Annotated in this window: 16 protein-coding genes and 2 pseudogenes; 5 read left to right on the top strand and 13 right to left on the bottom strand. The window is 35.8% G+C overall.

Translation table 11 applies throughout. The features are described 5' to 3' along the window. Positions 1 to 126: 126 nt before the first annotated feature. Positions 127 to 3453 (bottom strand): DNA polymerase III subunit alpha, encoded by a 3327-nt coding sequence (dnaE, locus tag COE49_RS03020; RefSeq protein ID WP_088230828.1) that lies wholly within the window; start codon positions 3451 to 3453, stop codon positions 127 to 129. Positions 3454 to 3495: 42 nt separating this feature from the next. On the opposite strand from dnaE, the gene ytrH reads away from it, so the two are divergent. Then, positions 3496 to 3909: a sporulation membrane protein YtrH gene (gene ytrH, locus COE49_RS03015; RefSeq protein ID WP_140417364.1), complete on the top strand. Its 414-nt coding sequence runs from the start codon at positions 3496 to 3498 to the stop codon at positions 3907 to 3909. Then, positions 3906 to 4409 (top strand): sporulation membrane protein YtrI, encoded by a 504-nt coding sequence (gene ytrI, locus COE49_RS03010; RefSeq protein WP_088230830.1) that lies wholly within the window; start codon positions 3906 to 3908, stop codon positions 4407 to 4409. The genes ytrH and ytrI overlap by 4 nt, the downstream gene beginning before the upstream one ends. 54 nt (positions 4410 to 4463) lie before the next feature. On the opposite strand, the gene COE49_RS03005 is transcribed toward ytrI, so the two are convergent. Further along, the gene (locus COE49_RS03005; protein ID WP_088230831.1) at positions 4464 to 5396 is read right to left on the bottom strand and encodes a DHH family phosphoesterase; all 933 of its coding nucleotides are present in this window, start codon (positions 5394 to 5396) and stop codon (positions 4464 to 4466) included. A 156-nt stretch (positions 5397 to 5552) separates the two neighbouring features. Here COE49_RS03005 and COE49_RS03000 point away from each other — a divergent pair, with 156 nt between their 5' ends. Continuing rightward, the gene (locus tag COE49_RS03000; protein ID WP_088230832.1) at positions 5553 to 5858 is read left to right on the top strand and encodes a YtpI family protein; all 306 of its coding nucleotides are present in this window, start codon (positions 5553 to 5555) and stop codon (positions 5856 to 5858) included. Positions 5859 to 5865: 7 nt separating this feature from the next. On the opposite strand, the gene COE49_RS02995 is transcribed toward COE49_RS03000, so the two are convergent. Together COE49_RS02995 and COE49_RS02990 are read right to left on the bottom strand one after the other, a co-directional pair. After that, a complete protein-coding gene (locus tag COE49_RS02995) occupies positions 5866 to 6129 on the bottom strand; it encodes a DUF3949 domain-containing protein (protein ID WP_140417365.1) in 264 nt (87 codons plus the stop codon). 221 nt (positions 6130 to 6350) lie between these two features. Beyond that, a complete protein-coding gene (locus tag COE49_RS02990) occupies positions 6351 to 7664 on the bottom strand; it encodes a CBS domain-containing protein (protein ID WP_088230833.1) in 1314 nt (437 codons plus the stop codon). 244 nt (positions 7665 to 7908) lie between these two features. Between COE49_RS02990 and COE49_RS27500 the strand changes: the two genes are divergently transcribed. After that, a complete protein-coding gene (locus COE49_RS27500) occupies positions 7909 to 8070 on the top strand; it encodes a hypothetical protein (protein ID WP_088230834.1) in 162 nt (53 codons plus the stop codon). Positions 8071 to 8109: 39 nt separating this feature from the next. Here COE49_RS27500 and COE49_RS02980 read toward each other — a convergent pair whose 3' ends face one another. Next, positions 8110 to 8793, bottom strand: a complete 684-nt coding sequence (locus tag COE49_RS02980; protein ID WP_088230835.1) for a metal-dependent hydrolase — start codon at positions 8791 to 8793, stop codon at positions 8110 to 8112. Between the two features lie 149 nt (positions 8794 to 8942). Here COE49_RS02980 and pepQ point away from each other — a divergent pair, with 149 nt between their 5' ends. Further along, the gene (gene pepQ / locus COE49_RS02975; RefSeq protein WP_088230836.1) at positions 8943 to 10040 is read left to right on the top strand and encodes a Xaa-Pro dipeptidase; all 1098 of its coding nucleotides are present in this window, start codon (positions 8943 to 8945) and stop codon (positions 10038 to 10040) included. 30 nt (positions 10041 to 10070) lie between these two features. Here pepQ and COE49_RS02970 read toward each other — a convergent pair whose 3' ends face one another. From COE49_RS02970 to ald, 8 genes and pseudogenes are all read right to left on the bottom strand, one after another. Further along, complete coding sequence (locus COE49_RS02970) at positions 10071 to 10433, bottom strand: DUF3221 domain-containing protein (protein ID WP_088230837.1); 363 nt, start codon at positions 10431 to 10433, stop codon at positions 10071 to 10073. A gap of 129 nt (positions 10434 to 10562) precedes the next feature. Beyond that, positions 10563 to 10769, bottom strand: a complete 207-nt coding sequence (locus tag COE49_RS02965) for a hypothetical protein (protein WP_140417366.1) — start codon at positions 10767 to 10769, stop codon at positions 10563 to 10565. A 63-nt stretch (positions 10770 to 10832) separates the two neighbouring features. Continuing rightward, positions 10833 to 10907, bottom strand: a pseudogene (locus tag COE49_RS28405) (anti sigma factor C-terminal domain-containing protein); the annotation flags it as partial. 198 nt (positions 10908 to 11105) lie between these two features. Next, entirely contained in the window at positions 11106 to 11450 is a 345-nt protein-coding gene (locus COE49_RS02960; protein ID WP_088230839.1) for a DUF6176 family protein, read from the bottom strand. 2 nt (positions 11451 to 11452) lie between these two features. Beyond that, a pseudogene (locus COE49_RS02955) lies at positions 11453 to 12241 on the bottom strand (GNAT family N-acetyltransferase). Further along, entirely contained in the window at positions 12238 to 12570 is a 333-nt protein-coding gene (locus tag COE49_RS02950; protein ID WP_088230841.1) for a cupin domain-containing protein, read from the bottom strand. Before COE49_RS02950 ends, COE49_RS02955 begins: the two are co-directional and overlap by 4 nt. A gap of 35 nt (positions 12571 to 12605) precedes the next feature. Continuing rightward, entirely contained in the window at positions 12606 to 13034 is a 429-nt protein-coding gene (locus COE49_RS02945; protein ID WP_098945697.1) for a hypothetical protein, read from the bottom strand. Positions 13035 to 13174: 140 nt separating this feature from the next. Further along, positions 13175 to 14308, bottom strand: coding sequence for an alanine dehydrogenase (ald, locus tag COE49_RS02940; RefSeq protein ID WP_097905731.1), 1134 nt, complete (start codon positions 14306 to 14308; stop codon positions 13175 to 13177). Positions 14309 to 14479: the final 171 nt, after the last annotated feature.

Here is a 14479-nt window from a genome sequence, read left to right as displayed (position 1 = left end):
GCTTCTTCACGAAGTGTTGACAAACTATCCACTCTCCTCAAATTATTCTAGCTGATATCAATTTCTCCAAGTGGTCTGACCACGAACACTACTAATATAATAATCGAAGTGTAGGGAAATTGTCCATTATATTTTCACAACCACATTTTCTTCCCCGACAATTTCACGAAGTGCTCTTAAACATTCTTCACTTGGATGAATCGATAAACTCCGAGATAATTGTACCATTTTATGTTCCTTTTCATAATAAATTAGTACTTTCGCAAAACCCGAATAGTCAAACAATAATTTTGTAACTTGATTTAAAAGCTTTTTCTCATACTGAGATGGTAATTTCACATAAACGGATGCGTCTTTCTTTTCTTCATAAGCGTCCATTTCTTGTAACGGATAGAGTCCATTTACAATCCATTGCAGCTTATGATTTCTTAGTTCAATCGTACCGTCAACTAAAACAATTGCTCCTTCTTGTAACTTGTCTGAGAAATGTATATACGTTTCCGGGAAGAGAACCGCCTCCATTTCATCATTTTGATCACAGAATGTAATAAATGCCATCTTTTGCAACTTTTTCGTACGAATCACTCTCACACTTGTTATATACACGATCGCTCTTTGTACTTTTTTCTTATGTCGCATCGCCTGAGCGAGAGATGGAATTTCTAATTCTTTTCCTAACTTCACATACTGTGCTGTCGGATAACTGGATAAATAAAAGCCAAGCGACTCTTTCTCTTTATTTAATTGTTCAATAAAAGAAAGCTCTTCTCCTTGTACGTATTTTGATTTTGGAACAGCATCTCCTAAATCACGTGCAAGATTGGCGTACTCTAACGCCCCTTTAAGGCTTTTCCATAAATTTGTTCTCGAAATACCAAAATCATCGAAACATCCTGACCAGACGAACGCCTCTAAATTTCGCTCTGTTACAAACTTTGCTGGCATACGAAGGCAAAATTCAAATAAATCTTCGAACATTTTTTTCTCACGTTCTTCTAATAATGCCGTCACTGTAGCCATTCCGATGTTTCGAATGGAAAGTAAACTGTAACGTATTGCATTCCCTTCTATTTGGAAGTTATAACCGCTTCTTTGAAGAGACGGTGGCAAAACGTGAAAACCTTTCCGCTTCGTTTCTCGTATATACTGTACAATCTTATCTTCATTTCCAATTGCACTTGATAATAATGCCGTCATAAATTCCAGCGTATAATTCGCCTTTAAGTAGGCAAGTTGATATCCAATCATACTGTAAGCTACAGCATGACTTCGGTTAAAACCATAATTTGCAAATCTTACAATTAAGTCATAAATTTTATTTGCAGACGTCTCTTCATAACCGTTTTTCAAACAACCTTGCACAAAATGCTTACGTTCCTGATCTAAAATATCACGATTCTTTTTACTCACTGCACGGCGCAATAAATCTGCTTCTCCGAGCGAAAATCCAGCTAACTTCGAGGCAATTTGCATAATTTGTTCTTGGTATACAATTACACCGTATGTTCTTTCTAAAATCGGTTTTAAATCCGGATGTAAATATTCAATTTTTCTTTTTCCGTGCTTCGATTCAATAAAGGTGGGGATTTGTTCCATCGGTCCTGGTCTGTATAACGAGTTAACAGCGACGATGTCTTCAAATTCATTCGGCTTTAACCCGCGAAGCACATTTCGCATACCACCTGATTCTAGCTGAAATACACCTGTTGTATCCCCTCTTCCTAACAGTTGAAACGTCTTTTCATCTTGAAGAGGTAACTTTCTTATATCAATTTGTTCCCCCGTTTTTTTCTCGACAAACTTTATAATATTTTCAAGTAACGTTAAATTACGTAATCCTAAAAAGTCCATCTTGAGCAATCCGAGTTCTTCTAATGCATCAGCTGGATATTGTGTAACATAAACATCGTTATGTCCTTCTTGAATTGCTACACTTCCCGTTAATGGTTCTTGACTCATAATAACACCAGCTGCATGAATAGACGTATGACGCGGTAAGCCTTCTACACGCTTTGCAATTTCAAATACACGTTCATGCAAAAGATTTCCTTGAATAAACTCACGAAGCGATTGTGATTCTTCATAAGCATCTTTTAACGTTATACCAAGCTTTGATGGGATAAGTTTTGAAAATATATCAATATCCCTCGGCGGCAGCCCCATTACACGAGCGATGTCTCTAATAGCTGCTTTCGCCGCAAGCGTACCAAACGTTACAATTTGTGCAACACGAAGCTGACCATACTTATCTTTCACATATCGAATCATCTCATCACGTCTTATATCTGGAAAATCGATATCTATATCTGGAAGTGTCACACGTTCGGGATTTAAAAATCTTTCAAATAATAAATCGTATTCAATTGGATCGATATCTGTAATTTCTAATACGTAAGAAACGAGTGAGCCAGCAGCTGATCCACGGCCTGGTCCTGTTAAAATATGATTTTCATGCGCATACTTCATAAAGTCCCATACGATAAGGAAATAATCACTAAATCCCATGCTAGAAATGACATTTAATTCATGATTCAAACGCGCTATATGTACTTCTTTCGGCGTACCATATCGTTTACGCATACCTTCTTCACAAACACGGCGCAAATACGTATCATTCGTTTCGCTAGATGGAACAGGAAATTTCGGTAATTGATTTACATGAAACGGTATTTCTACGTTACAACGTTCTGCGATTTTTGCTGTATTATAAATCGCTTCTTCTGCTTGAGAAAATAGTGCTCCCATTTCATCTGATGACTTTAAATAATATTGATCCGTTTTCAACCTCGGTCTATCTGGATCGGTCATTTTCGTTCCACTTTCAACAGATAGTAAACATTCATGAACAAGCGCATCGCTTTGATTGATGTAACGCACATCATTGGTTGCAACGACCGGAACATTTACTTTATTAATAAATTCAGGTAGCTTCTCTTGTAAAAGCAGCTCATCTTGAATCGCATGATGCTGTAAACTTATATAAAAATCACCGAACATATTTTGATATGTACGAGCTACTTCTTCAGCCTGACTCTCTTTGTCTTCTAATAATAACTGTTCAATTTCTCCATCTTTCCCTGGTGAAATTGCAATTAGCCCTTTCGCATAATGCGCCAGCCATTTCTTCGGAATACCTTCTTTTGATTTCGTCATAATGCTACTAGAAATCTTTAATAAATTTTGATAGCCTATTTCATTTTCAGCAAGTAAGAGAAGCGGATAAGATCTTTCTTCTTCTTCACTAAAAATAGAAGCTGTTAAGCCGATAATAGGCTGTATACCATTTTTCTTACATGCTTTATAAAATGGTATAACGCCATACATAACATTTTCATCCGTAATAGCCAGTGATGAAAAACCAAGTTCTTTCGCCCTGACTACAAGCTCGTCAATTTTACAAGCACTTTTTAATAAACTAAAAACGGTTTGACATTGTAAATGCACAAACTTCACTGTTGTACCCTCTCTTTACCTATTTGACTACTTTTATTATAGGTGAAGAGGAAAGCGGAAATCAAAACATACTTCTTATACTTTGTCCATATATATGAAGAAGAAAGGGGAATGACGATGGATGTAAGAGAACATACTTTTTTCTCTCTGCTTATTATTAGTTATTTTATTGCCTTTGGGGTTATACTTGGCGGTTCATTAATTGGCGGATTTGGTGCATTTCTTATCGGAAAACCAGCTCTAACTTATATTAATCAGTTTGCTCAAAATTTAAGAATTTGGGCACTTGTTGCAGCAATTGGCGGAACATTCGATACTTTTTACAGCTTTGAAAGAAGTTTTTTTGGCGGAGATATGAAAGATATCGTAAAACAAATTCTCCTTATTTTTTTCGCAACTGGTGGCATGCAAACAGGTCTTACTATTATTAAATGGCTAACGCAGGAACATGTATGAGAGTACCAAGTGCCAATACAGCTAAAAGATGGTATTTAGTTTTAGCTGGTGCTGCTGTTGGAGGCGTGTTGAGTTGGTTTATTTTTTTGTACATATACGGTGTTTTTCAACAAGAACAAGCTAGTAAAATAGCACAGCAACGAGAAATTATAGAAAAGCAAGAAGCAAAACTCCACGTCCTTCTCGAAGATCAAGAAAAATTGAACACAGAAAACAAACGGCTCTTAACCATTCAAGAGATTAAAATAAAAATTATAAATCGAGAAAAATACGATTTAGACAACCTTACACTCGAAAATATGACCACTTCTATCCATAATGACCTTCAACATCTTTTAACGAAAAACATTCAAAGTATCGCAAAAAATAAAGACCTTCTCAAAAAAGCAATCGAAAATAAATCGTACAAACATTACGATCGTATATATCGTTTTAAAGTCGATACAATATCTTTTGATACTGTGCTTGAAATTAGCATTGCTATAGAGAAAGAAAAATAAAAAAGAAGGCGGGTCTTAGCGACGCTCCTTCTTTTTGTTTTACTATATAACCTCTTATTTACAAATCTCACATAAATCAGCAAAAAGACGATCCGCTTCTTCCCAAGAAGATGCTTTTGCACCTGAAGCCATCGGATGCCCTCCACCGTTATATTGCATTGCTAATTTATTTATAACTGGCCCTTTTGAACGAAGACGAACACGAATCACATCATCTTCCTCTAAAAACAGAACCCAGGCCTTTAATCCATCAATATTGCCAAGCGCTCCGACAACACCAGATGCTTCAGAAGGAAGTACATCAAACTGTTCTAATACTTCTTTCGTTAATTTAATGTAAGCTGCTCCTTCTTCAACCATCGTAAAGTTTTGTAAAATATGGCCGTTTAAACGAGCAATCTTTTCTTTCGTCTTGTACATTTCATTGTATAAATCTGTGAATTTCACACCCATATCAACAAGCTCACTTACGTAACGAAGTGTTTTCGCTGTTGTATTTGGGAATAAGAAACGACCTGTATCTCCAACAATTCCTGCTAAAATAAGGCGGGCTGCTTCTGTTGTTATCTTTAATCCTTTATCTTTTCCGTAACTGTAAAACTCATAAATCATTTCACTTGTAGAACTCGCTGTCGTATCTACCCACGTAATATCTCCGTACGGATCTTCATTCGGATGATGATCAATTTTAATTAACATCTTCCCTTTTGTATAGCGTTGATCACAAACACGTTCTTGGTTCGCAGTATCACAAACGATAACAAGTGCATCTTCATATACACTATCTTCAATATCATCCATTACTCGTAAAAACGATAAAGAAGGCTCATTGTACCCAACCATATAAATATTTTTCTCTGGAAACGATTCTTGCAAAATTGTACCAAGACCACACTGAGAACCTAACGCATCTGGATCCGGACGCACATGACGATGAATAATAATTGTATCAAACTCTTTAATTGCTCCTAAAATTTGCTCATGCATATGTATAATCTCCTTTTCATTCAACTTCTTCACTTTATCCTCCATTATAACGGAAAGTATTTCATACATGCGAACAATTGCTTTATAATAAAAGTTAGAAAGTTTAGATATTTCTTCTCCACTATTATTTTTCACAAAGCGATGGGAGTGTGCATTATGCCAGTATTAGTCTTCTGTATTATCGTCTCATTTATGTTGTACCTCTTCTACAAAACAAAATACTTTCGTACAAACCGCCCGATGGAGAAAGGTTGGCTCTCTGGAAAATCTGCAATGGCACTCGGTTCATTCGTCTTGTTTTTCGGGATCAACCAATTCTTTTTAGAACTTTCAACTGCCCGTATGATCGTTGGTGTTTTATTCGTTCTATTTGGTAGTGCAAGTGCATTTAATGGATTTCGCCAATACAAACATTTCTTACCGTTAGCAGTTCAAGAGGCCGAATCTTATGAAACAACGTAAAAAAGCATCAACATTGTGATGCTTTTTTACGTCCTCTAACTTTCAAAATCATATATGCAACAAACGCAGAAGGTATATTGAATGGATTGCCTTGCACATGAAAATGTAATTGTTCTTCTTCAAAAGACATTTTTTCATATAATTCTCGCTGAGATAATCCTGTCCGTTTCTTTTTTTCATTCAAACCTTGTATGTATAAATATTGAATCGGTATCATCACAAGAAAGTAAAAGAGTGCGACACCACCAAAAAAGAGCACTTCTGATGACATATGGCATACCACCTTCCTAAAATCCATTTCCTTACAATATAAGTATAACATGGTATATAGTTGATATGAATTAATATTCTGTCTTTTCACATTACCTTCCCACTAATTTTTCCCGCTCCACCTTACACATATTCCGCTAAACCTCACATCTTTAATAATAATTTCCAAACTCAAACTAATAAAAAAAGATAGAACAAATCAAAACGATTTGTTCTATCTTTTTATTTATCGATTAACTGCACCATAAGTAATGCTTTTCCTACAACATTACCTTCATGATGCACTTCTACATCAACCTTACCAAATTTACGTCCAATTTCTAATACTTTCGGATGAACGGATACAACATTATCAATTTGAACTGGCTTTACGAAATAAATCGTTAAGTTCTCAACAATTAAATCGCTCTTCTTTTGCGCACGAATAACACGGTTCGTCGCTTCCGTCACAATTGTTGCAAATACACCGTACGATAACGTTCCGATCGAATTCGTCATCTGCGGTGTCACTGAAAATTGATACAAATGCTCATTTTTTGCTTCTTTCGGCGTCATAAATTGATTCGTTACAATGTCATCAATTGTTTCGCCGACTTGTGGTTGACGTTGAATCATTTGCAACGCCTGCAGTACATCTTGACGGCTAATAATACCTTGCAGTTTATTCCCTTCATCCACAACAGGAAGTAATTCAATGCCTTCCCATACCATCATACGCGCTGCGGCTGCGACAGACATTTTACCATTCACTGTAATTGGATGTTTTGTCATGACTTTATCAATCGGTGTTTCTTTCGCTACACCAATCATATCTTTTGAAGTTACGATACCTAGCACTTTTTTATTTTCATCGACAATTGGATATCTTCCGTGCATTGTCTCTTCATTATACGCATGCCATTGCTGTACTTTATCATCTGGCTTTAAATATAGTGTCTCTTCAATTGGCGTTAAAATATCTTCGACGAGTACAATCTCTTTCTTAATAAGCTGATCGTAAATCGCACGATTAATTAACGTTGCAACCGTAAATGTATCATAGCTACTTGAAATAATCGGTAGCTTTAATTCATCTGCTAATTTCTTCACATAATCTTCCGTATCAAATCCGCCCGTAATTAACACCGCTGCCCCAGCTTCTAGCGCTAATTGATGTGCATTCGTACGGTTACCGATAATAAGTAAATTTCCTGCTTCTGTATAGCGCATCATCGCTTCTAATTTCATAGCCCCGATTACAAATTTATTTAATGTTTTATGTAGCCCTTCTCTACCCCCAAGTACTTGACCATCGACAATGTTAACGACTTCTGCATATGTCAGTTTTTCGATATTCTCTTTCTTTTTTTGTTCAATTCGAATTGTTCCGACACGTTCAATTGTACTAACATACCCTTTATTTTCTGCATCTTTAATTGCACGATAAGCTGTCCCTTCACTTACACTCAAATCTTTCGCAATTTGCCTTACAGAAATTTTATGCCCTACTGGCAGACTATTAATATGTTCTAAAATTTGATTATGTTTGGTAGCCAAATGGTTTCACCATACTTTCTTTTCCCTAAATTCTTCATGTGTTGTATTTTCAGTATACTATATTTTCAAAACTGTTACACTCTCTCTTTCTATATCTGTACTATTTTTTTTATAACAAAATGACCCTTACATTCCATTAGTCACTCTATTACAACAATGTAATGCTATTGTCACCTCGTTCGATAGTTAGTCCACTCGATTCCCTATACAATTAAGACAAGAAATGAAACAAAGGAGCGAATATATGATGAAAAAATTTTTAGAGGTTATTGGTGCTGTATTTTTAGCTTTCGTAGACGGGAAAAAAGTTGCAATGGAATTGAATGAAACACCTGAACAGCCACGTACAAAAAGAAAAGAATCATCAAAACAAGTTCAATCTTTAAAAGCTATCCTACACACGTAAAAACCCTTCACTTGTCTTTCCAAATGAAGGGTTCCTTTTCTATAATGTAATACTTTCACCAGCGTCTAATACTTTCCCTGTACAATTTTGTAGCTTTTCAACAAATTGATATGGATCTTGTTCAATAACCGGGAACGTATTGTAATGCATCGGTACAACTATTTTCGCATTAATCCATTTTGCAGCTAAAACAGCATCTTCTGGTCCCATTGTAAAATTATCACCAATCGGTAAAAATGCTACATCAATATTATTCAGTTCTCCAATTAATTTCATATCAGAGAACAATGCAGTATCTCCTGCATGATATACCGTTTTCTCTTCTGCTGTAAATAAAATCCCCGCTGGCATACCTGTATATGTAATTGTCTTATTTTCTTCATCAATATGACTAGAACCGTGGAATGCTTGTGTAAATTTCACTTTTCCGAAGTCAAATTCATGTGCACCACCAATATGCATCGGATGTGTATTTACACCTTGCCAACTTAAAAATGTCGCCAGTTCAAATGGTGCTACAACAACTGCATTATTTTTCTTCGCAAGCTCTACTGTATCCCCAACATGATCACCATGACCGTGCGATAAAAGAATCGCATCCACTTTTACATCTTCAGCTTTTAAATCTGTTGCCGGATTTCCCGTTAAAAATGGGTCAATTAAAATCACTTTTCCATTCGTTTCAATCTTTACAACTGAATGCCCGTGATAAGATACTTTCATTATTACATTCCTCCCCTATTCACATTCTCACTTTTTATTCTACATGATTTCTCAATTCCCTGTCTTTTCTAACATCTATTTACTTGTCATAACGCTTTCATCCGATGTAAAGTTATATTTGTAATTAAATATCTCGGGGGTGCCAATCGATGAATGCTAGATTAGAAAATTTAATGCAATGGCTAAAAGAAAAAAATATAGAAGCTGCGTTCCTAACTTCTACACCAAACGTTTTCTACATGACGAACTTCCATTGTGAGCCACACGAACGACTACTTGGTATGTTTGTATTCCAAGAAAAAGAACCGATTTTAATTTGTCCTAAAATGGAAGAAGGCCAAGCACGCAACGCTGGCTGGGCACATGAAATTATCGGATTTACTGATACAGACAGACCGTGGGATATGATTGCAAAAGCAATGAAGGACCGCGGCATCAATGCAAATGCTGTTGCAATTGAAAAAGAACATTTAAACGTTGAACGCTACGAAGAATTAACGAAATTATTCCCAAATGCAGCTTTCAAATCTGCTGAAGAGAAAGTACGCGAGCTTCGTTTAATTAAAGATGAAAAAGAACTTTCTATTTTACGCGAAGCAGCTAAAATGGCAGACTATGCTGTTGAAGTTGGTGTAAACGCAATTAAAGAAAACCGCAGCGAGCTAGAAGTATTAGCAATCATTGAGCACGAATTAAAAACAAAGGGCATACATAAAATGTCATTTGATACGATGGTATTAGCAGGTGCAAACTCTGCTCTTCCACACGGTATTCCAGGTGCTAACAAAATGAAACGCGGTGATTTCGTACTATTTGATTTAGGCGTAATCATTGACGGCTATTGCTCTGACATTACACGTACAGTAGCATTCGGCGAACTTTCTGAAGAACAAACTCGCATTTACAACACTGTACTTGCTGGACAACTACAAGCAGTTGAAGCATGTAAACCAGGTGTTACACTTGGCGCAATCGACAACGCTGCTCGTTCTGTTATCGCAGATGCAGGTTACGGCGACTTCTTCCCGCACCGCCTTGGTCACGGACTTGGAATTAGCGTACACGAATATCCAGATGTAAAAGCTGGAAACGAATCTCCATTAAAAGAAGGTATGGTCTTCACAATCGAGCCAGGTATTTACGTACCAAACGTAGGCGGCGTTCGTATTGAAGATGATATTTACATCACAAAAGACGGATCAGAAATTTTAACGAAGTTCCCTAAAGAATTACAATTTGTGAAATAATAAAAAAGGCAGCGTGATTGCTGCCTTTTTTTATTTGTCTACTATTTCAAATTTCTCTACAATCATTTTTGCTGGATAGCTTTCAATTATTTGAGAAGACCATACTTTTATCTTATTTCCTGTTTTTAGTTGATTATATGCGTGTTTATCCTTAAAGCTCAACACTATATCTGATGGATGCTCTTTATTCATTTGTTGTTCTATATAATTTTGCAACTCAACCTTCATCTCAAAAGTTTTATCACCTATAAAATATACCCTATCATTTTTCAATATTACGTATCCTTCTTTAGTCACTGTTTGCTCCACAGTTGTGCTTATTTGAGGGCTAGTACACGCTGATAAAATTATTAAAAAAACATATAAATAAGCCATTAAAGAGTTTCTCTTCATAATGACCCTCCATTCAAAAGCACTTATTTCTTGTCTAATTCTTCTCAATGCCTATATGCAAAGAAACTAAATGCGAAATTGAAAAATTATTACAAGAGCTGCCCCAATATTATTAAAAAAGAAGGCCACTCAAAAAGTGCCTTCTTCAATTTCACTAATATTCAATTGAAATTTCACGATCCAAACTGAGAAAAGATGGACGAGAAGCGCAAACGCCATGCATGCTCCGCTTAAAAAAGTTAGTATAGGATGCGAATACACGTGCGCTAATCCATAAGATATCGCCACGAAAAACATTGTTATGTAAATATAAATTGCTCCATGTATTTGCCTCATATAAACCTCCTTTTCCCATATTATAACATAAATTTTCTGATTATTCACATTAATTACTTGTAATCAATATTTCTCAACTGTTACACCTCTTACAGCAGCCTTAATATACGGTGACCCTTGTAAACTTTGTAAATTTTTTAGTTTGAAGCTTTTCATCTCATTATAGTTTGCCCTAAAATATTTTTGAAATCCCACTTTATTTTCACTTAAAGATATCCAAACATACCACGACTCCTTATGCTCTCCTCTCTATATACTGTTTGAGAGCATAAAATGTATATTGTTTTTCTAAAAAATGTTCATAATAAAAAGCACATCTATTTTAATGTGCTTTTATTATTTCATCGCTTCTTTCACAACATCTTGAATCATAACAACTTCTGTTTTCATATCAACAGATGGTGCTTCTTCATCAATACATTCACACCAAAATTCCAAGTGCTTTTTATCAATTTCATGATGAGAATTTTCGACAAGAGCCCCGCCTTCTCCTTGCGCAGAATACCAATATAAGTACTCTTCTCCATCTCTTATTTCCCGGAAAATTGTCTCTACATACATCTTTTCGTCGTTTAATGTCAAAAGTACTTCTTTCATATTGTCATTAAGAAGCTGCATCCATTCATCTACACGATGACTTTTTCCAGGCTTCACTTTAAATCTTGTTAATTCTACATTCATTTTTATTCCCCCGTTTTCTTACGCACAAACAATCTATATTCTATTGGATTATAAAAACTTAATTTACTAGCTAATTTTTGCGAAGGAATATTAGCTACATAACAATCCCAGCACGGTATAATATCATTTTGCATGCAATGTTCAATGAACCGTTTTGCAACAGCTTGAGCTAACCCTTTCCCTTGATACGCTTCATGCGTCACAATATCAATTTCAGCAAATCCATTCCCGCTAAATATCGAAACACATTCCGCTACGATCATCCCATTTTGTTCTATACAAAATCCAAAACCATTATCCAAAAACGCTTCGGTTGATCCCAAATATTCTTTATAATATTCCTCTGTAAATTCATTGCTTTGTGCTATATCTTTTCTATCAATACGCTTCACTTCATATGTATTTTTGTTACAATCTCGTTTTCTCTCTTCAAAGGTTACGCTTTGAAATTTCATTCGCGGGATGTTCCGAAGTGCATTACTAAAACGCTCTTCTATCATCATTTCCCACTCTTCACTCGAAGTGAACACTGTAAATCACTTCTCTTTTTTTTCAATAGCTGTTTTTATATACGAAAATAGCTCTTCGTTATAACTTTCATCTTGCGTATTACCAAATACATAATAAATGCCATTAGCTGTACAAATTAGTCCCGCTGTTAACTTCTCATTTGTAAAAACCTCACCATCTATCATTTGGTCACATACCGCATAAGCAAACGTCGTCGTTCTTGTAAGACTTTCTAAAACCGGAAGGATTTTTCTATACTCGGCTACAGATAATTTTTTCATAATCGCTCCACTTTAATTGTATCAGCCTCTATATTTTCGAAACAAAGATTTACCGTTCTCTTTAATGCTCTCGTTCTATGAATCGTACATGCTGGAATTAAAATAGAATCATTTGGCTTTAATACCGCTGTTTCTCCATCTTCAAAATCAATAAGTAATTCTCCCTCTAACACAATAAATAATTCATCCGAATTAGAATGATAGTGCCAATCATATTCACCAATAAATACAGCGATTCGTAAGCAATGACTGTTCACATTTGAAACGACAAAGTTTTTATGTTGATCTTGAATGTCCTTCGTTAATTCTATTAAGTTCACAGTTTCCATCTTTCGTCCCATCCTTTCATGAGTCAAAAACTAATTTAGTCTCCACCACCTCCGCAATCGCCTCCACCATCACTTGAGCTGCTACAATCATTGCTACTGTAGTCGCCAAATCCACTTGATGAGCTTGAATCGTATGAAGATTTTTTTCTCTTTTTTCTTTTCCTATCTCTCTTACTTTCATGACTAGGCCATACTTTACCAAAGAATATAACAAATAAAACTAATTCTATTACAGCAAGTATAAATACTAAAATACTCTCAATAATATTGGGAGTTATCCCAAAACTGTAAAACACGCCAAATGAATACATACATAAAATTACATACAGAGCCATACAAATATACCGAAAAGTTTTTTCTATCATAATGACTACTTTTTTTGAAACAGGTATGTTCTGTTCCTGTTTTTTCTTTATGTATTTCTTTTTTCTAGCTTGCTTTTTTTTTCTGCTTTTTCTCCCCATCGAATCCCCTCTTTTTTATTATATAATTCTAAATTATCATAATAAGGGTCGATTAACATCAATAAATACCAATTTTTACATGTTATTGCCCATAAAAAAAGACCCTCCCCATAAAAAGGAAGGTCTCGCATATATCTCTATTATGATAAAGCAGGAGCTTTTTCAAGAAGCTCTTTCGCATCAGCGTATTGTAAGCCGTGAGCTTCTGCAACCGCTTCGAATGTTACATATCCATCTAATGTGTTAATACCTTTTAATAATGCAGCGTTGCCTAAGCAAGCATCTTTATAGCCTTTGTTCGCAATTTGTACTGCATATGGTACTGTTACGTTTGTTAATGCAAGAGTTGATGTACGTGGAACCGCACCTGGCATATTAGCAACTGCATAATGAACAACGCCATGTTTTTCGTAAGTTGGGTTGTCATGAGTTGTAATACGGTCAGTTGTTTCGAAAATACCACCTTGGTCAATCGCGATATCTACAACGACAGAACCTGGTTCCATTGATTGAATCATTTCTTCAGTTACAAGTTTTGGTGCTTTTGCACCTGGAATTAATACTGCTCCAATTACAAGGTCAGATTCTTTTACAGCTTCTGCAATGTTGTATGGATTAGACATTAACGTTTTTACTTGGTTACCGAAAATGTCATCTAATTGACGAAGACGTTCTGCACTTAAGTCGATGATTGTTACATCTGCACCTAAACCTACTGCAATCTTCGCTGCGTTTGTACCAGCTTGACCACCGCCGATAATTGTTACTTTGCCGCGTTTTACCCCTGGAACGCCTGCAAGTAAAATACCTTTACCACCTTTGTTTTTCTCAAGGAATTGTGCACCGATTTGCGCAGCCATACGACCTGCAACTTCACTCATAGGCGCAAGTAATGGTAATGAACGATTATCTAATTGTACTGTTTCGTATGCAATTGATACGACTTTGTTATCGATTAATGCTTTCGTTAATTCTGGCTCTGGAGCTAAGTGTAAGTATGTGAATAAAATTAAACCTTCGCGGAAGTAACCATATTCACTTGCAACTGGCTCTTTTACCTTCATAACCATATCTTGATTCCATGCTTCTTCAGCAGTTTCAACAAGTTTCGCACCAGCTTGTACGTATTCTTCATCCGTAAAGCCTGATCCTATACCTGCTCCTTTTTGAACAAAAACTTCATGACCATTTTGCACTAAATGTACAGCTCCCGCTGGCGTCATTGCCACGCGGTTTTCATTGTTTTTAATTTCTGTTGGAATACCGATACGCATTATTAGTTCCCCCTTGAGTTATGAAATGACCCCTGAATCATTTTTTAAAGCGCTTTCTACGCTCTTATATTTTAACATAATATCTCAATATTTGACAAAAAATAAGACAAGTTTTCCGATAGATTTAATCTTACATTAAAGGACAGTATTATCCGCACCTTTCAGTATAAA

It is taken from the genome of Bacillus sp. AFS029637 (genome assembly GCF_002584985.1).
GTDB lineage: Bacteria > Bacillota > Bacilli > Bacillales > Bacillaceae_G > Bacillus_A.
This window is presented reverse-complemented; position numbering and strand designations above follow the sequence as displayed.